Origin of the sequence: Microbacterium aquilitoris (assembly GCF_031932285.1) — a bacterium.
Lineage (GTDB): Bacteria > Actinomycetota > Actinomycetes > Actinomycetales > Microbacteriaceae > Microbacterium > Microbacterium aquilitoris.
This window is the reverse complement of record NZ_JAUZVT010000002.1, coordinates 186459-209780: the sequence shown is the minus strand read 5'-3', so window position 1 is coordinate 209780 and position 23322 is coordinate 186459. Positions and strand designations below refer to the sequence as shown.

Below are 23322 nucleotides of genomic sequence, written 5' to 3'. Positions count from 1 at the left end.
GATACCCGCCACGATCCAGGAGGTTCATCCGTGCGATTGCTTCGCAGGCGTCTGCGAGGGAACGCCTTCCTGCAGAGGTGGCGGTTCGGGCTGTGGATCGCGCTCTACGCGGTCGCGTCCCGGCTCGTCCGCGTGCGGGAGGGCCGCACCCTCTTCCTGTCGGATTCCCGCACGGACTTCTCCGGCAACATCGCGTTCCTGCGCGACGAGATCCGCCGACAGCGACCCGACGCCCGCATCGTGGGGATCTTCAAAGCCGGCCTCGCCGACCGCCGTCCGCTGCGGGACTCGCTGCGCCTGCCGTGGGAGCTCGCCCGGGCGCAGACGATCGTGCTCGACGACTACTACCCGATGATCTACCCCCTTCATCTGAGGCCTGAGACCCGCCTGCTGCAGGTCTGGCACGCCGCCGGCGCGTACAAGAAGGTCGGATGGAGCCGGGCCGGCCTCCCGGGCGGACCCCTCCCCGGATCCGTCGCGCACCGCAACTACACGGATGCGACCGTCAGCTCCGAGGCGATCCGCCCCGACTACGCCGAGGCGTTCGCGATGGATGTCGCCCGCGTGCACGCACTCGGAGTCCCCCGCACGGACGTGTTCTTCGACACCGAGCTGATCGAGCGCAGCCGTCGGGACGTGCGGGCGCGGCTCGGCATCCGTCCCGACCAGCGCGTCGCGGTCTTCGCCCCCACCTTCCGCGGCAACGGGCAGCTGAGCGCCCACTACGACATCGACGCGGTCCCGTGGTCGGAGCTTCCGGACGACCTCGGAGAGGAGTGGGTCGTCCTCGTCAAGCTGCACCCCTTCGTCGCTCGCAAGGGCGCGGACATCCCCTCGCACGAGCGGATCATCGACGTCTCCGCGGAGCGCGAGCTCAACGAGCTGATGATGGCGGCCGACGTCCTCATCACCGACTACTCCTCGGCCATCTTCGAGTTCTCGTTGCTCGGTCGGCCCATGGTGTTCTTCTGCCCCGACGTCGAGGTGTACGCCGCCGAACGATCGTTCTACCACCCGTTCGAGGACTACCTCGCCGGCCCGCTCGTGACCGACGGCGCCGATCTGGCGGCCGCGATCCGCGACGCCCGTGCCGGCGACGACCTCGAGGCGTTCCGCGAGCGCTTCATGTCCGCCTGCGACGGCCACTCCACCGAGCGCATCGTGCGCGAGATGATCCTCACCCCGCGTCAGGTCGACGAGCGCCCGAAGCTGCTCGACGATCCGCCCGTGCAGCCCACGCGCATCGACGGTCCCGTCGGTCGTCACCTGCTCGCCGCGCACGTGCTGCGCACCGCCCTGCGCGCCTGCTACGCACCGCTGAAGCTGCTGCCCACGCGCCGCAAGGTCGTCATGATCAGCCGCGAGCACCCCGAGGAGACCGACGACTTCATCGATCTGCGCACCGCGATCGCCGAGATGGACCCCACCGTCAGGGTCGTCTCGCTCGTCAGGATGGTGCCACCCGGACTCGTGAGAAAGCTCGGCTACGCCGCACACCTGCTCGTTCAGCTGTTCCACGTAGCGACCGCTCGGGTCCTGATCGTCGACACCTATTCGATGGTGGCGAGCATGCTGCGCCACAAGGACGACCTCGTCGTCATCCAGATCTGGCACGCCCTCGGCGCGTTCAAGAAGTTCGGGCTGAGCATCCTCGGCACGGGCGAGGGGCGCGACGAGCGGCTGGCCGACGCGATGCGGATGCACGCGGGCTACGACCTCGTGCTCGCCAGCGGCGACGCGTGCCGTGCGCCCTACGCCGAGGCCTTCGGAACGGACGACAGCCGCATCGTCGTGGCCCCGCTCCCCCGGGTCGACCGGCTGCGCGACGACGAGCTGACCCGGCAGACCCGCGAGCGCATCTACCGCCGGCATCCGCACCTGCGCGGCGCGAGGATCGCGGTCTTCGCACCGACCTTCCGGATCGAGGACACCGCGATGGCCGCGCCCGACGACGTCGTCGCCGCCCTCGAGGCGGTCGGTGTGCACGTCGTCGTGAAGCTGCACCCCCTCATGACCCTGCGCGGCAGCGACGTCGACACCGCCGAAGGCTTCTCGACCCAGGAGATGCTGACCGTCGCCGACGTCTTCATCACGGACTACTCCTCGACGCTGTTCGAGGCGGCGGTGCGGGGGGTCCCCACGTACTTCCTCGCCCCCGACCTCGACGAGTACCTCGCGACCCGCGACTTCTACCTCGACTACCGGCGCGACCTGCCCGGCCCCGTCTGCACGACGGTCGACGAGCTCGCGACAGCCGTCGAAGCGGGTGCCGCGAAGGCGACGGATGCCGCAGCCTTCGCGCGTCGCTGGGTCGCCGAGTCCGAGGGGACCACCGCCCGTCCGTGCGCCGACCGGATCGCCCGCCTGGTGCTCGACCGGATCGACGGGCCGGGCCGAGCCGGCGCCCTCTCATAGGAGCAGGGGCCCTCGCATAGAATGGTGCGGGCGTGTCAGCACACGTCCGCACCGATTCACGAGGAGCTCTCACCGTGACCACACCCCGCACTGTCGCCGTCGTCCTGGCCGGTGGCATCGGAGTCCGGGTGGGCCTCGGCATCCCGAAGCAGCTCATCAAGATCGCGGGCAAGGCGATCGTCGAGCACACCCTCGAAGCCCTCGAGGGCAGTCCGCACATCGACGAGATCGTCATCATGATGAACGCGGCGGCCATCGGCGAGCTCGATCATCTGCTCGACAGCGAGCGCTTCGCGAAGCTGACCCGCATCCTCCCCGGCGGCGAGACCCGCAACGACACGACCCAGCTGGCGATCGCCGCGCTCGAGGGCGACGACACGAAGGTCCTCTTCCACGACGCCGTCCGTCCCTTCATCGACGACCGGATCATCGAGGACTGCGTGCGCGCGCTCGACACGTACGAAGCCGTCGACACCGCGATCCCCTCGGCCGACACGATCATCCAGGTGGATGCCGACCGTCTCATCACCGCCATCCCGGACCGCTCCTTGCTGCGACGCGGCCAGACGCCGCAGGCCTTCCGCCTCGGCACGATCCGCAAGGCGTACGAGATCGCGGCGACCGACCCGTCCTTCCGGGCGACGGACGACTGCGGTGTCGTGTTCGCCTACCTTCCCGAGGTCCCCATCTACGTCGTCGACGGGACCGCAGAGAACATGAAGGTCACCGAGCCGATCGACGTGCACATCGCCGACAAGCTCTTCCAGCTGCAGTCGGCGAGCCTGTCCCTCGAGAGCATGACGACCGTCCCCGACCTCTCGGGCAAGACGGTCGTGGTCTTCGGCGGCAGTTACGGCATCGGCGAGAGCATCGTCCAGCAGGCGACGGATGCCGGGGCCACCGTCCACGAGTTCAGTCGGTCCTCGACGGGGACCGACATCCGCTCCGGCAAGGCCGTCCGCGCTGCGCTCGGAGAGGCCTATCAGCGCAGCGGCCGGATCGACGTCGTCATCGTCACAGCCGGGGTCCTGCGCGTCGCGCCGCTCGTCGAGAGCCGCAAGCGCGACCTCAAGGACACGATCCAGGTGAACCTCATCGCGCCGGCCATCGTGGCCCGCGAAGCCCACCCCTACCTCGCCGAGACGGGCGGACAGGTCGTCCTGTTCACGTCGAGCTCGTACACGCGCGGGCGGGCCGGTTACAGCGCCTATTCGGCCACCAAGGCCGGCGTCGTGAACCTCACGCAGGCCCTGGCCGAGGAATGGGAGCTGTCTCGGGTGCGGATCAACTGCATCAACCCGCAGCGCACGCGCACGCCGATGCGGACGCAGGCCTTCGGCGAGGAGCCCCTCGACAGCCTGCTCGACCCCGCCGATGTGGCGCGGGTCACCCTGAACGTGGCGGCATCCGATCTGACGGGTCAGATCGTGACCGTCAACGTCGCCGCGATGCGCAACGCGGCGGGCTGACCCGCCGCGTCACAGCCCGCCTCAGCCGCCGATCTGATTGCGCTCGATGACGTCGAAGAACGCGCGGCAGATGTAGTAGTCCTCCGCCGTTGTGATCTTGATGTTCGAGCGGGGCCCGTCCACGCGGTACAGGGTGTGCCCGTAGCGTCGGAGAAGGCTGCAGGTGTCGATGGAGTCGTTCTCCCCGTCGGCGACGGCCTGGTCGTAGACGCCGAGGACGGTGTCGAGCCGGCCGCTCTGCGGCGCCTGGGCGACGTAGAGGTGGTCGCGCGGGATGACCTCGTCGACCGCGCCGTCTGCGGAGGTGATGATCGTCTCGTTGAACTTCGTGCTGGTGATCGCGGGGCCGTGGGCGCGGACGGTCTCGATGTTCGCCGAGATGACGTCCGCGTTGATGAGCGGACGCACGCCGTCGTGGAGCAGCACGACCGTGTCGGCGGGCGCCTCGTTCGCCACGGCCCGCAGCGCCCGGTGGCGCGACTCCTGGCCGGTGGCGCCGCCGTCGACGATCCAGTTCACCTTCGTGAGCTCGTACCGTGCGACCAGCCGCGCGAACCGGTCCCGCCACTCGGGCAGGATCGACACCGCGATGCGGTCGATCTGGGGGTGGTCCTGGAAGTGCTGCAGCGTGTGCACGATCAACGGAGTCCCGTGGATCTCGAGGAACTGCTTCGGCAACGTCGCCGACGACATGCGGGAACCGATCCCGCCGGCGAAAATGATGGCGATGTTCACGCGATCTCCTCTTCTGGAACGTCCTTCTCACTGGACTCTGCGGTGTTGGACGAGGACTGCGCTGTCGGCACCGGGCTCTCGGTGATCTTCTCGGTGTCGGGGTTGCCGATGATCAGCCAGTCGATGACGCGATCGGCCGCACCGGTGTCGACCCGGTCGAAGTTGAGGCGTCGGAACTCGGCGACCTTCTCCTGCTCGAACTCCCCCGTGCGGAGCGCGTCGATCACGTCGTCGAAGGTGTCCGCGACGCGACCGGGGGCGGTCTCGCCGTAGTCCCGGTGGAATCCTCGCGTCGCGGCGTAGTTCACCCGGTCGGGAGCGAAGAACAGCATGGGACGGTCGAGGAGCGAGAACTCGTAGATGATCGACGAGTAGTCGGTGATGAGCACGTCCGTCGCGTGCAGCAGGTTCAGCCCATCGGGGTAATGGGTGAAGTCGAAGAACCGGTCGCGGTACTGCTCGGGGATCTCGATCGGGTTCTTGACGAAGTGGTGCATGCGGAAGAGGACGACCGTGTCGTCGCCGCAGGCGTCGTAGAGCGCGTCGAAGTCGATCTGGCTGTAGTCGTAGAACGCGGTGTAGATCGAGCGGCCGCGGAACGTCGGTGCGAACAGCACGACCTTCTTGCCGGCGATCTGCGGGTACTCGGCGGCGAAGTCCTCGAGGAACTGGTCACGGCGCTGCGGATCGAGGAACCAGTCCACGCGCGGCAGGCCGGTCGGGATGACGGCGGCCTCTTCGATGCCGAACGCCTCGGCGTACACGTGTCGGAGGTGTTCCGACCCCGTGATGGCGAAGGTGTACTGGCGGTGCGGGTGCCACAGTTTCGGCGATCCCAGATTGCCGAAACGGCTGTAGCCGACGGATTTGAACCCGCTGCCGGCGTGCCAGAGCTGGATGACCTTGGTCCGCGGATCCATGCGCAGGCTCTTGAGGATGCCGAAGTAGTCGTCGAGCAGGACGATCTCGCTGGTCGCCAGCAGGTAGATGATCCGAAGGGTCGTCCCCCACCCACCCGAACGGGGAAGCCGGAACGAGTACTTCATGTCGAAGCGGTCCTGCAGCCCGCGCTCGACGATGCGCTCCTGCACACGCCGGAGGTTGCCCTCGATGCGGACGCGCTGGTCGGAGGCGAAGAGGATGCGGCCGGGCTTGACCCCGACGGTGCGCGTGATGATCTGGTAGATCAGCCCGGCGTAGCGCTGCTTCGAGGGCGCACCGAGCAGCAGGGCCTTGAGCCGCTTGATCGGCCGGAACTTCTTCGGCTTCGGACGGGAGCGGAACAGGTGGTAGCTCCGCATGAGGAAATCGAGGCGCTCGAGGTCGACCGAGTTCTCCGCGATGCCGAACGACACGGTCGTGACGGCGCGGTTGCCGTCGTAGAGGAAGACCCGTGAGCCTTCGTCGAGTTCGCGCAGGGATCGTCCGTCGAAACGGGCGGGCGCGACGCGCTCACCGTGGGCGAACATCACGATCCGCCAGGTGCCGTTGGGGATCGCCTGCCGGTCGCGGAACGTCGGGACGTCGACGTGCAGCTCGAACGAGCCGGGGGCCACCTCCGTGAACGGCACGGGGATGCGGCGCTTGCCGTCGATGAGGCGGAAGTCGACGGCGGGCGGCGGGATCTCGCCCCACTCGGGCTCGAGGGGGGTCCACGGGCCGACCTGCTCGACGCTGAGGCGGATGGTGAGCTTGGCGCGCTCCCAGCTCAGCGAGTCGACCGTCACGTCGAACGGCGGCCGCGGTCGCACGACCTGCTCCGCCTCGACGGGTTCCACGGATGCCGCGGGCACAGCTGCGTCGGTCACGACCGGTTCCCCTCTCCGCGCTCCTCGTGCCATGCGATGGTGCGGTCGAGGCCGCGGCCGAGTCCCACGTGCGGCGCCCAGCCGAGGCTGCGGAGGCGGGTGTCGTCGAGCCCTTGACCCTTCACCGAGTTGTAGCGACGGTGGTCGACGCCCTCGGCGAAGCGCACCGTGAGGTCCTTCTCTGGCCGCGCCCGGGTGAACGCCTCGGCGAGTTCCCGGATGCTGATGAAGCCGTCGCGGTCGGAGACGTTGTACGCGGTGTCCTCGCCCTGGAGGATCGCAGCGAACATCCCCGAGACGGCGTCGGCAAGGTACGTGTACGTGCGCCGCGCACTGCCGTCGCTGTTGAGGGTGATGTCTCGACCCGCGAGCACGTCGGCGGTGAAGTCGGCCTGGACGCGTCCGTCGTCGAGGGCCATCCCGGGCCCATAGATGTGGCCGAAGCGCGCGATCGTGATGGGGACGCCGTGCTGCGCGTGGTAGCTCACCGCGATCGTCTCGGCGGCCCGCTTGCCTTCGGTGTACGAGGCGCGCGGGTTGAGGATGTCGACTGAGCCGTACTCGTCCTCGGCGACAAGCGAACCGTCGGACACCCGCTGGCCGTAGACCTCCGCGGACGACATCAGCACGAAGCGCGCTCCCGGCGACGCGACGCAGAGGTCGAGGAGCCCGAATGCGCCGGTGACGTTGGCGCGGATGGTGTCGACGGGGCTCGCGGCGTGGAGCGACGGCCGAGCCGGCGACGCGCCGTGGATGACGAGGTCGACGGGGCGGTCGATCTCGATCGCGTGGCGGACGTCACCGTGGACGAAGAGGAGATCTTCGCGGTCGGCAGCGTCCGCGAACTGACGGCGGGCCTTGTCGACGTCGCGGACGAGGGCCAGGACCGTGATCCCGGCATCCCGCACATCGTTGAGACCGAGGAGCGTGTAGACCGCGTAGGCGGGGATCATCCCGGCCGCGCCGGTGACGAGCACCGTCTTACCCGCTAGATCGTCCCACGGGAGGGTCTGCCCGATGATCTCGGCGACGTCGCCGTCGATGGTCGCACTCCCGGTCACGTGAGGAACCGGCGCGTGGGGTGTCGGTTCGCCGCCACGGGCTGTCTGTTCAGGCATTTTGCCGATTCTACGTCACCGGGCCTGCGAGGCCCTGAGCGACGGACGCCCTCACCGGAGTCCGAACCGGCGGAGGACGCGGCCCACGGTGCGGCGCAGGGTCGGGGTCGGAGTCGGGGCGGGCGCCGGCTTGGACGCCGGGGTCGAGTCCGTCGACGGTCGGCTGCTGCGCTCGAGGATGCGGCGGTCCTTGTCGGCACGCACGGTCCACGCGCCCGGCCCTCCCGGAGCGCGGTCACCGACGCGGACGTCGATCGTGCCGGCGCCGACGCCGGGCACGATGAGCTGCGCCGCGCCGTCGGCGATGCGCAGGCGAGCCGGGCGATCGGAGAGCTTGGACGCCCCCGCGGCCCACACGCCGACGACGGTCTCCACCTCGCCGGCGCCGTCATGGTGACCCGCGAGCTCGAGCACGAGGTCGCCGTCGACGAGAGCGGCGCTCTCGGGCGTCAACCGACGCACCGCTTCACGCTGGCCGCCGGGGATGATCGTCGCGTTCGTGCTGTCGTTCGGGTAGACGAGGTGCAGCCGGCCGTCGGTCAGCGTGACGGAGGCCGGGATCGTCGACTTCAGCGGACGATCGGTGGAGCTGTTGCCGAAGCGAGCGTGCACGTGGAGGTCCCAGTGGGTGGCCTCCTCGAGCGGGGCGCCCGAGGCGGCCGCGGCGGGGTCGACGGTGAACGACGCCGTCGCCGAGACGCGGACGGTGCCGTCGGGAAGGTCCTCGACGCGCACGTCGCTCTCGAGCGGCAGCGCCCAGGCGATGCGCGAACGACGCGAGCGCACGAGCCCCGAGACGGTGATCCCGTCGACGTCGGCCGTCATGTCGGTCGCCTCGGCGCTCACGAGGTCGCGGACCTCGGTCGGGAGTCCCTTGCGGATCCGGTCGCCGTCCCTCACCAGAGCGGGGACGGTCCCCTTGGAGTCCGCCCAGGTCACGTCGCTCGAGACGTGCAGGATGCCGCCCCGCCACTCCACCGTGGTCGCACGCGCCCACCCGGGAACGGCGGCGTCGGAGACGCAGATCTCCTCGAGAAGGTCCTGGCGATCGGCGCGGAGGAGCTCCGCGCGCACCCGCTTGGAGGAGTTCATGCGTCCCTCGAGACGCGCGAAGTCGAAGTCCCGCTGCAGCTTCTGCGCCTGCTCGAACATGAACCGCCGCTGCTTGGGCGTGCGCGTGACGTACTTGGAATCGAAGACGCCCACGAGACGGTTGCCGTACTGGTGCAGCTCGAGCTGCTCGCGCTGCAGGCGGTTCTCCTCGCCCGGGAGCTCGTCGATGATCGATTGGCAGACCCGCGGCAGCCACCGCCAGAAGTCCTCGCCGTGCTTGACGAAGGTCGAGGACCCGCTCCCCTTGGTCGTCACCCAGTGGTAGTAGGGGACGGAGGTCAGCGTCGAGATCACGCGGGCGTGGCGGGAGACCAGGACGTTGAAGAAGATGTCCTCCCACAGCACACGGGCACCCTCGATGAATCGGATGCCGTGTTCGTTGAGGAATGCGCGACGGTACATCTTGTGCGGGTTCATCGGGATCAGCGGGTGCACGTCCGTCCGGCCGATGGACTGCGGCCGGTCCTGGTCGTACGTGCCCATCCCCCACGACGCCGACGTCGTCCGCGCCTCCTTGCCGTTGACGGCGTCGGCGTTGTTCGCGACTCCGAACTCGTATGCCGCTCGGAGCGCGTCCGGGTACAGCTCGTCGTCGTGGTCCATGAACGCGATGTACTCGCCCTGGGCCAGCTCGATCCCGACGTTGCGGGGCTTGGAAGGCCAGCCGGAGTTCTCGATCGCCTCGACCCGGACGTTGCTGTGCGTCTCCGCGAGCTTCCGCAAGCGCTGCAGGGTGTCGTCCGGGGAGCCGTCGTCGACGAAGATCACCTCGAACTCCGACGCCGGCATCGTCTGCCGCTCGAGCGAGCCGACGAGTCGGGCGAGGCCCTCGACGGACGTCTTGTACGTGGGCACGACGACGGAGACCTTGATCACCCGTTCATTTTAGGGGCGGGTCCGCCGCCGACCAGGATTCGCCGTCCGGGTTCTCCGTGTCCCTATGGGACGATGGGTGCCATGAAGGGCATCATTCTCGCGGGGGGTTCGGGGACGCGACTGCACCCGATCACATTGGGCGTGTCGAAGCAGCTGATCCCGGTGTACGACAAGCCGATGATCTACTACCCGCTGTCGACGTTGATGCTGGCCGGCATCCGCGACATCCTCATCATCACGACGCCGCACGACGCGGAGCATTTCGAGCGCCTCCTGGGGGACGGGTCGCAGTTCGGAGTACGGCTCTCGTTCGCTCAGCAACCGTCGCCGGACGGGCTGGCCCAGGCGTTCACGATCGGCGCGGACCACATCGGCGACGACAAGGTCGCGCTCGTCCTGGGCGACAACCTGCTCTACGGTCCGGGCCTCGGATCGCAGTTGGCCCGGTTCGACGACGTCGACGGAGGTGCGGTGTTCGCGTACTACGTGGGCGAGCCCCAGGCGTACGGCGTGGTCGAGTTCGACGAGGAGGGCCGCGCGATCTCACTGGAGGAGAAGCCGGCGGAGCCGAAGTCGAACTACGCGGTGCCCGGGCTCTACTTCTACGACAACGACGTGGTGCAGATCGCGAGGGACCTGAAGCCCTCGCCGCGCGGCGAGTACGAGATCACCGACATCAACAGCGCCTACCTGGCCGCGGGCAAGCTGCAGGTCCAGGTGCTCCCGCGAGGAACGGCCTGGCTCGACACGGGGACGTTCGATCAGATGCTGGATGCCGGTGAGTACGTCCGCACGATGGAGCGCCGCACGGGGCTGAAGATCGGGGTGCCCGAAGAGGTCGCGTGGCGGCAGGGATTCCTCACCGACGACGAGCTCCGCGCCCGTGCCGAGAAACTCGTCAAATCCGGATACGGCACGTATCTCCTCGACATCCTGAACAGGGGCTTCTGACCATGGCACACCTTCTCGTGACCGGGGGCGCCGGTTTCATCGGGTCCAACTTCGTCCACCACGTCGTCGCGCACACCGATCACACCGTGACGGTGCTCGACAAGCTCACCTACGCCGGCAATGAGGCGTCGCTGGCCGGGCTCCCCGAGGATCGGGTCGACCTGGTCGTCGGCGACATCGCCGACGCCGAGCTCGTGGACGGACTGTTCGAAAAGGCGGATGCCGTCGTCCACTACGCCGCGGAGTCCCACAACGACAATTCGCTGCACGATCCCCGTCCGTTCCTGGACACCAACATCATCGGCACGTACACGCTGCTCGAGGCCGCTCGTCGCCACGACACCCGGCTGCACCACATCTCCACCGACGAGGTCTACGGCGACCTCGAGCTCGACGACCCGGCGCGGTTCACGGAGCACACCCCGTACAACCCGTCGTCGCCGTACTCGTCCACCAAGGCCGGCAGCGACCTTCTCGTGCGCGCCTGGGTCCGCTCGTTCGGGGTCCGGGCGACGATCAGCAACTGCTCGAACAACTACGGGCCGTACCAGCACGTCGAGAAGTTCATCCCGCGACAGATCACGAATGTGCTGCGCGGCATCCGTCCCAAGCTCTACGGCAAGGGCGAGAATGTCCGCGACTGGATCCATGCCGACGATCACTCCTCCGCCGTGCTGACCATCCTCGACAAGGGTGAGATCGGCGAGACCTACCTCATCGGCGCTGACGGCGAGAAGGACAACAAGACCGTCGTGGAGCTCATCCTCCAGCTCATGGGGCACTCCCCCGACGCGTACGACCACGTCACCGACCGCGCCGGCCACGACCTCCGCTACGCGATCGACTCCACCAAGCTCCGCACCGAGCTCGGCTGGTCGCCCACCTACCGCGACTTCGAGGCGGGTCTTGCCGCCACGATCGACTGGTACCGGGCGAACGAGGCGTGGTGGGCGCCCGCCAAGGACGGCGTCGAGGCCTTCTACGCCAGCAAGGGTCAGTGAGCGTGACGGATTTCGGTAAAGCGCTCGCGCCCGTCGAGACCGGCATCCCCGGGCTCGTCCTGTGGGATCTTCCCGTGCACGGCGACAGCCGCGGGTGGTTCAAGGAGAACTGGCAGCGCGAGAAGATGACCGCCGCCGGCCTCGCCGACTTCGGTCCCGTGCAGAACAACATCTCATTCAACGACGCCGTGGGGACGACCCGCGGCATCCATGCCGAACCATGGGACAAGTGGGTCTCCGTCGCGACCGGCCGCATCTTCGGAGCATGGGTCGACCTGCGCGAGGGACCCACCTTCGGCACCGTGTTCACGGCCGAGCTCGACCCCTCGCGGGCGATCTTCGTCCCCCGTGGCGTCGGCAACTCGTACCAGACCCTCGAGCCCGACACCGCCTACACGTATCTCGTGAACGACCACTGGTCTCCGGAGGCGTCGTACTCGTTCCTCAACCTCGCCGACGAGACCGCGGCGATCGACTGGCCGATCCCCCTGGCGGAGGTGGAGATCTCCGCGAAGGACCTGGCCCACCCGCGGCTGTCCGACGTCGTCCCGATCCCGCCGAAGAAGACGCTCGTCGTCGGCGCCAACGGCCAGCTCGGACTCGCGCTGCGCGCCGCGTACGACGGCGACCCGAGCGTCGACTTCGCCGGTCGAGCCGAGCTCGACCTGACGGGCGACCTCTCCCACGCACGCCGGTGGCGCGACTACGGCACGATCGTCAACGCCGCCGCCTATACGGCCGTCGACGCCGCCGAGACCGATCGCGCCGGCGCCTGGGCGGGCAATGTCTCCGCCGTTTCGCAGCTCGCGCGGATCGCGACCGACAACGGCATCACGCTCGCGCACGTCTCGAGCGACTACGTCTTCGACGGCGCAGCGGATGCCCCCTATGCCGAGGACGCGCCGGTCGCTCCCCTGGGCGTGTACGGGCAGACCAAGGCCGCAGCCGACGCCATCGTCGCGACGGTCCCCCGCCACTACGTCGTCCGGACGTCCTGGGTCATCGGCGAAGGCAAGAACTTCGTGCGCACGATGGCGACCCTCGCCGAGCGCGGGGTCGCACCCTCGGTCGTCGACGACCAGATCGGACGTCTGACCTTTACCGACGAGATCGCCCGCGGCATCCGTCACCTGGTCGAGACTGGCGCCCCGTTCGGCACCTACAACCTGACGGGGGCGGGAGGTCCCGCCTCGTGGGCCGAGATCGCGGGCGAGGTGTTCGAGCTCACGGGACACGATCGCGACCGGGTCACCGGTGTCAGCACCGACGAGTACTTCGCCTCGGCGACGGGGCCCGTGGCGCCACGGCCGCGCTGGTCGGTGCTCGATCTCGCGAAGATCGAGGCCGCCGGTTTCGCGCCGCGCGAATGGCGCGAATCGCTGCGCGACCTCCTCGGCTGAGCCGGACGGTCTCGCGGCGGATCAGCCCCGTTCGAGTTCGGCGAAGGCGTCGTCGATGGGACCGTCGAACACGACGTTGCCCTTGCGGATGACGACGCCGCGCGAGCACAGGTTCTTCACGATGTTCTTGCTGTGACTGACGATCATCATCGTGACGCCCTGGTCGGCCAGTTCGCGCAGCTTCGCCTCGCACTTCGCCCGGAAGGGCGCGTCACCGACGGACAGCACCTCATCGACGAGGAGGACGTCAAGCTCCACGTGGATCGCGACGCTGAAGGCCAGGCGCATGAACATGCCGGAGGAGTAGTGCTTGACCTCCTGCTCGATGAAGTCGCCGATGCCGCTGAACTCGACGATCTCGTCGTAGCGCTCCTTCGTCTCCTTCTCGGTCATCCCGAGGATGGCGGCGTTCAGGAACACGTTCTCGCGGCCCGTGAGGTCGGGGTGGAAGCCGGCGCCGACCTCGATGAGACCGGCGACACGTCCGCGCGTGAACACGCGGCCTTCGTCGGGCTCGAGGACTCCGGAGACGAGCTTCAGAGTCGTGGACTTGCCCGAGCCGTTGAGGCCCATGATTGCGACGGACTCGCCCTCCCCGATCTGGAAGGAGATGTCGTTCAGTGCCTGGAACTGGCGCGAGCGCGTCGACTGCCGCTTGACGACGCCGATGAAAGCGTCCTTCAGCGACCGCGCGGAGCGCTTGTTGAACCACTTCGAGACGTGCTCGACGATGATGCGGGGCTGAGCTTCGGTGGCGTTACGAGTCGACATCACAGGTCCTGGGCGAAAGTGCGCTCGGCGCGACGGAAGACGAACTGACCGGCGAACAGCGTCACGAGGATGACACCGACGGAGGCCACGACATGCCACTCGAACTGCGGCGGCCACCCGAGGTTGTCGGGCACCGGCGATGCGGCGTTCACGACGGGGAGCGCCCCCCAGAACGCGTGGTGGAACATCTCCACCGCGACGGCGAGCGGGTTGGACAGCCAGACGTGGAAGAGCCAGCGGAAGTTCTCGGTCCGGTGGTAGACCATCGCCCACGTGTAGAGGACGGGCACGGACCACGTCGCGATCGTCCGGATGATGTCGACCGTGTTGCTCGCATCGCGGAAGCGGACGTTCACCGCCGCGAAGAAGAGGCCGAGACCGGTCACGAAGAGGAGGACGAGCAGCATGCCGAGCAGGACCAGCCCGACGGCGGCGAAGCTCGGCAGCCATCCGAACAGGAGGCTCACGATGATGAGCACGGCCAGCTGCGGGAGGAAGTGCGTGAAGGCGCCGATGATCGCCGCCAGCGGGAAGAGCTCGCGCGGGAGGTAGATCTTGCGCACCAGGGCGCGATTGCTCACGATCGACTGCGTCGCGGCCCCGAGGGTCTCGTTGAACAGGTTCACGAGCACGAGCCCGCTGAACAGGTACAGCGGGAAGGCAGGGACGTTCTTGTGGACCTGGAGGATCTCGCCGATGACGATGTAGTAGACGAGGAACTGCACCGTCGGTCGGACATACGACCAGAACCATCCGAGGACGGAATTGCGGTAGCGGAGCGCCGTGCTCTTCCCGATCAGCAGCCGAAGCAGGTAGCGGTACTCGAAGACGTCGAGGAGTCCGCGACCACGTCCGGGCGTGTCGAAGGCGCTGTAATCGATCTGTGTCACGGGGTTCCTTGCGAAGGCGGGTACCGCGGAGCGGCGGATGCCGTTCAGGCCGTCGATCATCCTATCCGACGGTTCCTGAGCACCCTCGGATCATCAGCGCAGGAAGTCGCCGCTCACCCAGCCCGTCCTGCCCTGGTAGGTGACCTTGCGCCAGACACCCGAGGTGCCGGTCACGGTCAGTTTCGTCCCCTTCGGGATGACGCTGATCTTGGTTCCGGACGCCGACGGGGTCGCCCGGAAGTTGAGAGCGGCCGTGGTCGTCTTCACGACCGCCGCCGGCGTCGACGACACCGCCTTCAGCTCGGAGTCCCGCATCCAGCCCTTCGTCGTGCCGGCAGTGACGGCTCGCCACGCACCGAAGGTGTCGGAAACGGTGACCTTCGTGCCCGCCTTCAGCGTCGTCAGGACCTTGCCCGAGGCGGACGCCGTCGCACGAAGCGGCGTGGCCGCGATGCTCTGCTTGCTCTGACCGGAGACCGCCCCCGGGTCCTTCGCCGACAGCTTCGACGTGAACACCCAGCCCGTCAACCCGTCGACGGTGATCTTCGAGCGATCACCCGAGACAGACAGCGCCTTGACGGTCGTCCCCTTGCGGAGCGTCGCCTGGATCGTCGCCGACGACACCGACGGCGTCATGTTCGTCGTAGTCGCCAGGTACATCGTCTTCGCCGCCGGAGCGATCGCGCCGAGCTCGGAGTCCCGCATCCAGCCCTTCGTCGTGCCGGCAGTGACGGCACGCCACTGCCCGTACGCGTCGTAGACGGTGACCTTCGTGCCCGCCTTCAGCGTCGTCAGGACCTTGCCCGAGGCGGACGCCGTCGCACGAAGCGGCGTGGCCGCGATGCTCTGCTTGCTCTGACCGGCCGCGGCGCCCGGGTTCTTCGCCACGAGCTTCGACGAGGTGACCCAGCCAGTGATCCCGTCGACCGTCACCTGCGTGCGGTTCCCCGAGACCGACGAAGCCTTGACCGCCGCGCCCTTACGGAGCGTCGCCACGATCACCGTCGACGTCGCCGTCGAGGCCACATTGTCGGGCGCCGAAAGGTACTTCGTGGTCACCACGGGCGTGACCGCGCCGAGCTCGGAGTCCCGCATCCAGCCCTTCGTCGTGCCGGCGGTCACCGCGCGCCACGCACCGAAGGTGTCGTAGACGGTGACCTTCGTGCCCGCCTTCAGCGTCGTCAGGACCTTCCCCGAGGCGGATGCCGTCGCACGAAGCGGTGTCGCCGCGATGCTCTGCCGATCCTGGCCGGAGGTCCCGCCGGGGTTCCCGACCGAGAGCTTCGACGAGTACACCCAGCCCGTCATACCGTCGACGGTGATCTGGGTACGGTCACCCGACACCGTCAGCGCCTTGACGGTCGTGCCCTTGCGGAGCGTCGCCTGGATCACCGTCGACGAGACCGACGGTGTCATGTTCGTCGTCGTCGCCAGGTACATCGTCGACGCCGGAGGGGCATCGTTCTTGACGGTCATGTAGTCGCTGTGGGACCAGTAGGTGGCTCCCGAGACCTGGATGCGCCACCAGACGCCGTACACACCGGTGCGCTGGTAGGTCTGCCCCCGGGTGATCGCACGCACGCCGGTCTGGCACTGCGTCGACGGGGCCTTACGGGCATTGAGGCTGTCGGTGACGACCGTGATCGTGCCGGTCGCCTTCGTCACGCTCGACTCGGCGGGGACCGCACACGCGCCTCCGGCGGGCGCCGGCGTCGACAGAGCGGACTTCGCGACCCACAGGGAGGTCGATCCGCTCGTCACCCGCGCCCACGAGCCGTAGGTGCCCGTGAGGGTCACCTTGGAGGAGGCCTTGAGCGAGGTCGCGCCGGTGGTGCAGCCGCTGACCGGCGCAGTGCGCCCCGTGGTCGCGGTCGTGACCGTAGCCGGACCCGATGCCGGGAGGACGTCGGCGGCCGCCGGTGCGGTGCACGCCTTGACGAGTGCCGCGGCTCCGCCGGGGTTCTTCGACACCTCGGGGGCGAACCACTGCACGTAGTAGTTGTAGAAGTTGCGGTTGCCGTAGCTCGAGCACGAGTCGCCCTGCGCGTACCCGGCGGCGAGCGCCGCCATGTTGGGGCGGTACGGCGTGTAGATGTACAGGTTCGCCGTGGCCTGGTTCTTGATGAGCACCTTGGAGCTGCCGCACGCACTGTTGGGGTGCCACTTGATCGAGTTCACCTGCCCCTTGCGGTAGCTGTACGACCCGGGGTTCTTCGCGTAGACCTGCTGCTGGCGGGCACCGAGGTAGACCTGGTTGACGAACCCGGCGGATGCCGCGCTGCACGGCGCCGTGTCGGGGCAGTTCATGCCCATCGCGGCGCGGTAGCTCCACTCGGTGGGCTTGGTGGAGGTGACGAGGCCCTGCTCCTTCTGGAGCATCACCAGGATCACTTTCGGGCTGATGTTGCACGCCTTGCCGATGGTGGCGATGATCTCCGAGGCGCGGACCTTCTTCTTCGCCGCGACCGCGTTGCAGTAGGCGTCCTTCGACTTCGACTGCAGGTCGGCGGTGAAGTTCCGCAGGCAGGTCGGCCCTGAGGTCGCCTTGCACGAGGGGACGCGCTTCTCGAGGAACGACTGCGCCTGCGCGGCGGTCATCGATCCTCCGTTGAAGAACTCCGCGTCGCTGATGATGAAGCCGCCGTCGGTGATCGACGAGGGGAGGCGGGGATCGGCCGCCTGAGCCGCCGTCGTGGGGACGACGGCCATGAGGACGCTGAGCGACAGCACGGCCGCCAACACCATCGCCATGCGCCGAAGGGGGTGTCGGGGCACGGAAGATGTGAGGCGCATGTGAACAGTGTTACTGAAGTCACGCTCTGATACCAGTCGAGACGGAAGATGCCTCGTGCGACACGCCGCTGCCACGGCGTTCACAGCCGACGTCAGAGTTCCGCGTGGAGTTGCCAGACGCGCTCCGCCGCGCCCGCCCAGCTGAACGCGCGACCCCGATCGGCTGCCAGGACGGCGAGCCGCTCGACCGTCGACGTGGACGACAGCGTGGCGGCGAGTTCGTCCCCCAGCGAGCCCGGATCGCCGGCGGCGAAGGTCGCCCCGTCGAGCAGAAGCTCTCGGTGGGTCGCACTCTCGGCCGCGACGATCGGGAGACCCAGTCGAAGGGCGTCGAGTGTCCGCCACGGGAACGCACGCGAATCCGCGGGGGCGAGGTATGCGACGGCGCCGGCCATCACGGCGGCGCGGTCGGGCGCTCCGAGGTGACCTCGCACGTGCAGGCGTCGTTCGGGCAATCCGGCCGCAGCGGCGAGCTCGACGATCGCGGGCTCCGCCCCTTCGGGCGCGTCGATGACGACGACGGCGGTGTCCCGTCCGGACCGCACGACCGCCTCGAGCCCCGTCCGGAGCCGATCGGATGCCGCTGCCGAGCCGGCGAGCAGGACGTAGCCGTCGGGGAGGTCCAGCTCGCGGCGACGCCCGACCTCATCCGTGGGGACGCGTAGATCGTCCGAGGGCGCGCCCGCGATCACCCGCAGGCGATCACCGAGCGGGGCGAGCTCGGCCACTCGACGGGCGAGCTCGTGCGTGGGGACCACGACGGCGTCCGCGTGGCGGACAGCTCGGCGCAGCATGGCCCGGGACCAGGCGGCATCCGCTCGCGGAAGCTCGTCGGGGTCGTCCCACGGCCGCACGTCCCAGAGGGTCACGACGGTCTGATCGTGATCGTGGACGCGGTCGTGTCGGACGAGCGGGGCCGCGAGGGTCGCCGAGTGGATGAGCCCGTCACCGGCTCCCGCCCGGAGTCCGCGGCGCCAGAGAGCGGATGCCGCGGCCGATCCCACGGGCAGTCGGTCGGCGGCGGCGACCCCCTGGTCCGCCAGCGTGTCGTCGCCGGCGTCGCTCGGGACGATGGCGCGCACCTCGCACCCGCTGGGGGCTGTGGCGACGAGCCCCGCCGCGAGCTCACGGGAGGCGACGACGAGGTCCGGCCCGGTCGCCGGGGCGGACGGGTCGAACACGACGCGGAGCGTGGTCGTCATCGGTGATCCCTCTCGGCCGTTACGGCGCGGTGCTCGGTGCCGGTGTCGGCGGGTGCAGAAGTCCGTCGGCCATCCCGCGGATCTTCTGCCAGTCCGCGGAGGTGGGGTTGTCGGGGTCGATGTTGACGCCCTTCGGGGTGAGCTCGAGGTCCTGGACCTTCTGATCCTTCGCCTTCGCGCCGAGGTCGACGAGGAACGGCAGCAACGAGTCGGGAATGTCGGTCTGCACGAGGTTCTTGCCCGCCGCGACGATCTCACTGAACCGGGTCACGACGGTCGACGGGGTGGCCTGGGCGAGGATCGCGGTCTGAAGTTCGCGCTGACGGCGCATGCGGTCCCAGTCGCTCGTCGTGTAACGGGAGCGTGCGTACCACTGCGCCGTCTGCCCGTCCATGTGCTGCTTCCCCTTCTCGATCCAGCCCGTCGCCCACTCCTCGGCGGGCTGGTCGTGGTACCGGGGACCCGGCCCCTCGGGAAGGCGTTCCTTGACCGTGATCGTCACTCCGCCGAGCGCGTCGACCAGGTCGGCGAAGCCGTGCATGTCGATGAAGACGTGGTACGGGATCTTGATGCCGAGGATCCCCTCGGCGGCGTCCTTCGTCGCCTCGACGGCTGGGGTGGAGTTCTGCGCCGCGGCATCCGGGTAGAGGCTCTTCCCGCGATCATCGCGGCATGTCTCGACGGCGTTCATGAGCTGGTTGATGCCCGAGGACCATCCGCAGGTCTGCCCCGCGTGCCCCTCGAACCCGTTCGGGTAGAGGTCGTGCATCGGGCCGTCGGAGAACGGCACGTGGCGCAGGTCGCGCGGGATGCCGAAGATCGTGACGGCTCCCGATTCGGCGTTCACGGAGACGACCGAGATGCTGTCGAAGCGCATGGAGTCGCGTCCCTGACCGCTGTCGGCGCCGAGGAGGAGGAAGTTGTAGTAGCCGTCCGACGGGGGGACGCTGGGGCCCGACGCGAAGATCGACAGGCCCGATCGCAGCGGCGCGATCACCGACTGCGCCGTGTACGCGGCTGCGGAAGCGGGCACGAGGGCCAGGACGAGCGCCACGACCGTCGCGGCAGCGCGGGTCCGACCGGGGACACGGGACAGCCGGACGAGGCGGAGCGTGTCGATCGTGAGCACGACCCACAGCGCCGCGTAGACCCAGAGCAGGATCTGCGCTCCGGTGAGCGTCCACGCCGAGGCCACGATCGACGTCAGCAGCGACCGCCACATCAGCCCCAGCAGCACGGCCGCCGCGAGCAGCACCCACATCACGATCGTCGCCACGAGGCCGACGCGACCGAGGCGTCGGCTGCCGGCGAGGGTCTGCGCAGAGCCGGGAAGCAGGAAATTGGACGCCACGAGCCACCACGCGCGCCGCGACATCATCGCGGGCGCCGAGTCGTCGGGGTGACGGAGCGGCCGCTCCTCGACGACGGAGCGTCCGCGCGTCGGAGTCGAGGTCGATCGCGGCGGGCTCATGACGCTCATCCGGGTACCTCCGTCGCGATCCGGCTCACAGGGAGTCCTTGAGTCGTCGGTTCTTCTCCTCGACCTGCGACTCGAGGTCCCGGGCGTAGGCGGCGACGCGGTCGCCGACCTCCGCGTCCGTGGCGCCCAGCAGCCGCACAGCGAGAAGCCCGGCGTTCTTCGCGCCGTTGATGGAGACGGTGGCCACCGGGATGCCCGCGGGCATCTGGACGATGCTGAGAAGCGAGTCCAGGCCGTCGAGTGTTGAGAGCTGCACCGGGACGCCGATCACCGGGAGCGTCGTGACCGAGGCGAGCATGCCGGGTAGGTGAGCGGCGCCGCCCGCACCCGCGATGATGGCCCGCAGACCCCGCTCGCGCGCCTCACGCCCGTAGCGGAGCAGCTTGTCGGGGGTGCGGTGGGCGGAGACGACCTCGACTTCGTGCGCGATGCCGAAGTCCGTCAGGATCTGCGAGGCGTCGGACATGATGCGCCAGTCCGAGTCGGACCCCATCACGACGCCGATCAGAGGGGCGGAGGATGAGTGGAGGGGGCGATTCACTCGACCAGGCTAGGCGGGAGAGCTTGGAGAAGCCCGGAACGGCACGGGTCAATCGAGGAAGTAGGCCGCTGCCGCTCGCGCCTCGTAGACGACGGTGTCGAGATCGTCGCCGGCGACGTTGACGTGCCCCACCTTGCGGCCCGGACGGGGGTCCTTGCCGTAGGTGTGGATCTTGGCGGCAGGATGCGCCTCGAGGGCGGCGGGCAGGCGCTCACCGAGCGTCCCCTCGGCCGGCCCGCCGAGGATGTTAACCATCACGGCGTGCGGCGCGCGCAGCGCGGTGTCGCCCAGGGGCAGATCGAGGACGGCGCGCAGGTGCTGCTCGAACTGGCTCGTCACGGATCCGTCCTGCGTCCAGTGGCCGCTGTTGTGCGGACGCATCGCGAGTTCGTTGACGAGGAGCCGCTCGTCGCCCGTCTGGAAGAGCTCGACCGCGAGCATCCCGGTCACCCCGAGGCCCGTCGCGATCGCCTCGCCGATCTCGGCGGCGACGTCGGCGAGTCGGCCCGCCGAGTGGGGGGCCGGCGCGATCGCCTCGGCGCACACCCCGCCCTCCTGAACGGTCTCGACGACCGGGTAGACGATGAGGTCGCCCGACGGGCGCCGCGCGACCTGCTGGGCGAGCTCACGGCTGAAGGAGACGAGCTCCTCGGCGAGGAGCGCCCCGCCCTCCTCCAGCGCATCCAGCCAATCGGCCGCGTCGGCCGCGTCGGCGACGACGCGCACGCCCTTGCCGTCGTACCCGCCGCGCGGGGTCTTGACGACGGCGCGCCCGCCGTGCTCGGCGATGAAGGCGTCGAGGGATGCGGCATCCGCCACTGCGGCCCACTCGGGCTGCGGCATGCCCAGCTCGGCGAGCTTCGTGCGCATGTCGATCTTGTCCTGCGCGAAGGCGAGCGCATCGGGGCCGGGGTGCACGGCGACGCCGGCGGCGACGAGACCGCGGAGCACGTCCTGCGGCACATGCTCGTGATCGAAGGTGATGACGTCGACGTCCTTCGCGAAGGCGAGGACCGTCTCGAGGTCGCGGTAGTCGCCGACGGCAGAGGCGGCGAGTCCCGCCGACATCCCGGGCTCCTCCGCGAGCACCCGGACATCGATGCCCATCTCCACGGCGGGCGCGATCATCATCCGCGCGAGCTGTCCGCCTCCGACGATTCCGACCTGCAGTGCCATGCCGCTCCTCCTGTCGTCTCCATCCTCGCGCATACCGGTGCCCGGTCGCAGACGGTCAGTCTTCGAGACCCGCGATCGGGATGCTGTGGGAGTCGCGGTGGGCGAGGATCTGGCTGACCTCGACCTGGTCCGACAGCGTCTCGTGCACGAGACGGACCGAGGGGATGTCGATCAGTCGGAGCGGTTCGTCCACGCCGTTGGCGAGGGTCAGCGTGCCGCTCCCCCACATCCGCTGCAACGGACCACGGCGCTCCGAGATCGTGTAGCCCCGGGCGTGCGGGATGTCGGTGCGACGCCGGTTGAGGAGTCCGGCCCGCTCGATGACGCGCCGGGTCGTGACCGTATAGGTGTGGGCGAGCCAGCGGAGGTACGGGAGGACCACGAAGAGGAGGATGACGGCGGATGCGGCGCCCCACAGCATCCAGTCCTCCCACGGTTCGGGGAGGTTCCCGCTCAAGTACCCGGTCGCCCCGGCAGTGGCGATGAGGACGAGCGCGGACCAGGCCAGTCGACGGGCGTGGCGGTGCAGCCGGGCGATGACGAGTTCGGGCGCGGCGGTGCCGGGCGCAGGCGTCCGGGGACGTCCCGGATACGCGGTCGGCTGGCTCACGGCACCATCATGACGCGCCCGGCGCACCGGTCCGCGCCGACGCGCCCGGAGCGCATCGGACGGAGGTCATCGGACGTGCACGACATCGCCTGCGGAGACGACGTGCGTCACGCCGGCGGCCTCGACGACGAGGCGCCCCTCGTCGTCGATCCGCTGCGCCGTGCCGATGAGGGTCGAGCCGTCCGGGAGCGAGACCGAGACGTCCGAGCCGAGCGTGGTGCACACCTCGCGCACCGCCTGCATCGCGGCATCCGCGACCGTCCCCCCGACGGCGAGCGCCGCGACGGCGTCGCGGAGGCCCGTCAGGTAGTCGGCCAGCAGGCGATCCTCGTCGGCCGTGCGGGCGAGGGCGGCGAAGGACGTCGCGGTGGGGACGGGGAGCTCGGCGGCGGTCATCCGCGTGTTGACACCCGCACCCACGACGACCGTGTGGGGGTCTCCGGGCATGACCTCGGCGAGGATGCCGCAGATCTTGAGCCCTCCGACGAGGACGTCGTTCGGCCACTTCAGTCCGACCTCGCGGCCCTCCAACTGGTCGCGGACGGCGGAGGTCATGGCCGCGCCCGCCACGAGCGGGATCCATCCGCGGGCGGACGTCGGAACCGCCTCGACGCGGAGGAGCACCGAGACGGCGAGCGCGGAGTCCGGCGGGGTCACCCAGGTGCGGTCGAGGCGACCGCGTCCCGCGCGCTGATCACGGGTGAGGACGACCGAGAGGTGGGGATGCCCCTCGGGATCGTCGAACGCATCGGTCAGGAGCTTCTTGTTCGTCGAGTCGACGCTCGGGGCGATGTGGAGGCGCGGGCTGACCGCGGCGGCGCGGGGGTAACCGTTCTCGGGGATCGACATGCCGCCACCCTAGAGCGCGGCGACGGTCAGGCCCCGCGGGTTGACAGGCGGGGCCTGAGGGATGCCACAGCGGATCCGCCGTGCCGTTGTCGCCGGTATCCAACGCCGCCGCGGGCGCGCTCGC

General features: G+C 69.2%; 18 protein-coding genes. 5 read left to right on the top strand and 13 right to left on the bottom strand.

Going from position 1 to position 23322, the window contains the following annotated elements; genetic code table 11:
- The first annotated feature begins 30 nt into the window (after nt 1-30).
- Nucleotides 31-2415 carry a CDP-glycerol glycerophosphotransferase family protein gene (locus tag Q9S78_RS07750; protein WP_311869920.1) on the top strand — a complete coding sequence of 795 codons (2385 nt, stop codon included), beginning with the start codon at nt 31-33 and terminating at the stop codon, nt 2413-2415.
- Nucleotides 2416-2489: 74 nt separating this feature from the next.
- Nucleotides 2490-3884, top strand: coding sequence for an SDR family NAD(P)-dependent oxidoreductase (locus Q9S78_RS07745; RefSeq protein WP_311869918.1), 1395 nt, complete (start codon nt 2490-2492; stop codon nt 3882-3884).
- A gap of 21 nt (nt 3885-3905) precedes the next feature.
- On the opposite strand, the gene Q9S78_RS07740 is transcribed toward Q9S78_RS07745, so the two are convergent.
- From Q9S78_RS07740 to Q9S78_RS07725, 4 genes are read right to left on the bottom strand one after another with little or no spacing between them, the layout of a single operon-like run.
- A complete protein-coding gene (locus Q9S78_RS07740; protein ID WP_116228606.1) occupies nt 3906-4619 on the bottom strand; it encodes an IspD/TarI family cytidylyltransferase in 714 nt (237 codons plus the stop codon).
- A complete protein-coding gene (locus Q9S78_RS07735) occupies nt 4616-6427 on the bottom strand; it encodes a CDP-glycerol glycerophosphotransferase family protein (protein WP_311869916.1) in 1812 nt (603 codons plus the stop codon). Before Q9S78_RS07735 ends, Q9S78_RS07740 begins: the two co-directional genes overlap by 4 nt.
- Nucleotides 6424-7545, bottom strand: a complete 1122-nt coding sequence (locus tag Q9S78_RS07730) for an NAD-dependent epimerase/dehydratase family protein (RefSeq protein WP_311869914.1) — start codon at nt 7543-7545, stop codon at nt 6424-6426. Before Q9S78_RS07730 ends, Q9S78_RS07735 begins: the two co-directional genes overlap by 4 nt.
- A gap of 51 nt (nt 7546-7596) precedes the next feature.
- Nucleotides 7597-9534 carry a glycosyltransferase family 2 protein gene (locus tag Q9S78_RS07725; protein WP_311869912.1) on the bottom strand — a complete coding sequence of 646 codons (1938 nt, stop codon included), beginning with the start codon at nt 9532-9534 and terminating at the stop codon, nt 7597-7599.
- A gap of 81 nt (nt 9535-9615) precedes the next feature.
- On the opposite strand from Q9S78_RS07725, the gene rfbA reads away from it, so the two are divergent.
- From rfbA to Q9S78_RS07710, 3 genes are read left to right on the top strand one after another with little or no spacing between them, the layout of a single operon-like run.
- Nucleotides 9616-10485 (top strand): glucose-1-phosphate thymidylyltransferase RfbA, encoded by an 870-nt coding sequence (gene rfbA, locus Q9S78_RS07720; RefSeq protein WP_311869910.1) that lies wholly within the window; start codon nt 9616-9618, stop codon nt 10483-10485.
- A gap of 2 nt (nt 10486-10487) precedes the next feature.
- A complete protein-coding gene (gene rfbB / locus Q9S78_RS07715; protein WP_018188744.1) occupies nt 10488-11486 on the top strand; it encodes a dTDP-glucose 4,6-dehydratase in 999 nt (332 codons plus the stop codon).
- Complete coding sequence (locus tag Q9S78_RS07710; protein ID WP_311869908.1) at nt 11483-12886, top strand: sugar nucleotide-binding protein; 1404 nt, start codon at nt 11483-11485, stop codon at nt 12884-12886. Before rfbB ends, Q9S78_RS07710 begins: the two co-directional genes overlap by 4 nt.
- A 21-nt stretch (nt 12887-12907) precedes the next feature.
- Here the strand turns inward: Q9S78_RS07710 and Q9S78_RS07705 are convergent, their stop codons facing one another.
- From Q9S78_RS07705 to Q9S78_RS07665, 9 genes are all read right to left on the bottom strand, one after another.
- The gene (locus Q9S78_RS07705; RefSeq protein ID WP_018188746.1) at nt 12908-13657 is read right to left on the bottom strand and encodes an ABC transporter ATP-binding protein; all 750 of its coding nucleotides are present in this window, start codon (nt 13655-13657) and stop codon (nt 12908-12910) included.
- Nucleotides 13657-14547, bottom strand: coding sequence for an ABC transporter permease (locus Q9S78_RS07700; RefSeq protein WP_026303043.1), 891 nt, complete (start codon nt 14545-14547; stop codon nt 13657-13659). Before Q9S78_RS07700 ends, Q9S78_RS07705 begins: the two co-directional genes overlap by 1 nt.
- A gap of 93 nt (nt 14548-14640) precedes the next feature.
- A complete protein-coding gene (locus Q9S78_RS07695) occupies nt 14641-17340 on the bottom strand; it encodes an SH3 domain-containing protein (protein WP_311869906.1) in 2700 nt (899 codons plus the stop codon).
- Between the two features lie 92 nt (nt 17341-17432).
- Nucleotides 17433-18542, bottom strand: a complete 1110-nt coding sequence (locus tag Q9S78_RS07690) for a glycosyltransferase (protein ID WP_116228599.1) — start codon at nt 18540-18542, stop codon at nt 17433-17435.
- Between the two features lie 19 nt (nt 18543-18561).
- Nucleotides 18562-20022 (bottom strand): LCP family protein, encoded by a 1461-nt coding sequence (locus Q9S78_RS07685; protein WP_311869904.1) that lies wholly within the window; start codon nt 20020-20022, stop codon nt 18562-18564.
- Nucleotides 20023-20047: 25 nt separating this feature from the next.
- Nucleotides 20048-20515: a 5-(carboxyamino)imidazole ribonucleotide mutase gene (purE, locus tag Q9S78_RS07680; RefSeq protein ID WP_018188751.1), complete on the bottom strand. Its 468-nt coding sequence runs from the start codon at nt 20513-20515 to the stop codon at nt 20048-20050.
- A gap of 96 nt (nt 20516-20611) precedes the next feature.
- The gene (locus Q9S78_RS07675) at nt 20612-21739 is read right to left on the bottom strand and encodes a 5-(carboxyamino)imidazole ribonucleotide synthase (protein WP_018188752.1); all 1128 of its coding nucleotides are present in this window, start codon (nt 21737-21739) and stop codon (nt 20612-20614) included.
- A 55-nt stretch (nt 21740-21794) separates the two neighbouring features.
- Nucleotides 21795-22349 carry a PH domain-containing protein gene (locus tag Q9S78_RS07670; RefSeq protein WP_116228597.1) on the bottom strand — a complete coding sequence of 185 codons (555 nt, stop codon included), beginning with the start codon at nt 22347-22349 and terminating at the stop codon, nt 21795-21797.
- Between the two features lie 66 nt (nt 22350-22415).
- Nucleotides 22416-23198 (bottom strand): biotin--[acetyl-CoA-carboxylase] ligase, encoded by a 783-nt coding sequence (locus Q9S78_RS07665; protein WP_018188754.1) that lies wholly within the window; start codon nt 23196-23198, stop codon nt 22416-22418.
- Nucleotides 23199-23322: the final 124 nt, after the last annotated feature.

What these genes read in the sequence shown, in the direction of transcription:
- Q9S78_RS07730 (WP_311869914.1), bottom strand. Translation starts at nt 7,545, where the DNA reads ATGCCTGAACAGACAGCCCGTGGCGGCGAACCGACACCCCACGCGCCG.
- rfbA (WP_311869910.1), top strand. Translation starts at nt 9,616, where the DNA reads ATGAAGGGCATCATTCTCGCGGGGGGTTCGGGGACGCGACTGCACCCG.
- rfbB (WP_018188744.1), top strand. Translation starts at nt 10,488, where the DNA reads ATGGCACACCTTCTCGTGACCGGGGGCGCCGGTTTCATCGGGTCCAAC.
- Q9S78_RS07705 (WP_018188746.1), bottom strand. Translation starts at nt 13,657, where the DNA reads ATGTCGACTCGTAACGCCACCGAAGCTCAGCCCCGCATCATCGTCGAG.
- Q9S78_RS07695 (WP_311869906.1), bottom strand. Translation starts at nt 17,340, where the DNA reads ATGCGCCTCACATCTTCCGTGCCCCGACACCCCCTTCGGCGCATGGCG.
- Q9S78_RS07690 (WP_116228599.1), bottom strand. Translation starts at nt 18,542, where the DNA reads ATGACGACCACGCTCCGCGTCGTGTTCGACCCGTCCGCCCCGGCGACC.
- Q9S78_RS07685 (WP_311869904.1), bottom strand. Translation starts at nt 20,022, where the DNA reads ATGAGCGTCATGAGCCCGCCGCGATCGACCTCGACTCCGACGCGCGGA.
- purE (WP_018188751.1), bottom strand. Translation starts at nt 20,515, where the DNA reads ATGGGGTCCGACTCGGACTGGCGCATCATGTCCGACGCCTCGCAGATC.
- Q9S78_RS07675 (WP_018188752.1), bottom strand. Translation starts at nt 21,739, where the DNA reads ATGGCACTGCAGGTCGGAATCGTCGGAGGCGGACAGCTCGCGCGGATG.
- Q9S78_RS07665 (WP_018188754.1), bottom strand. Translation starts at nt 23,198, where the DNA reads ATGTCGATCCCCGAGAACGGTTACCCCCGCGCCGCCGCGGTCAGCCCG.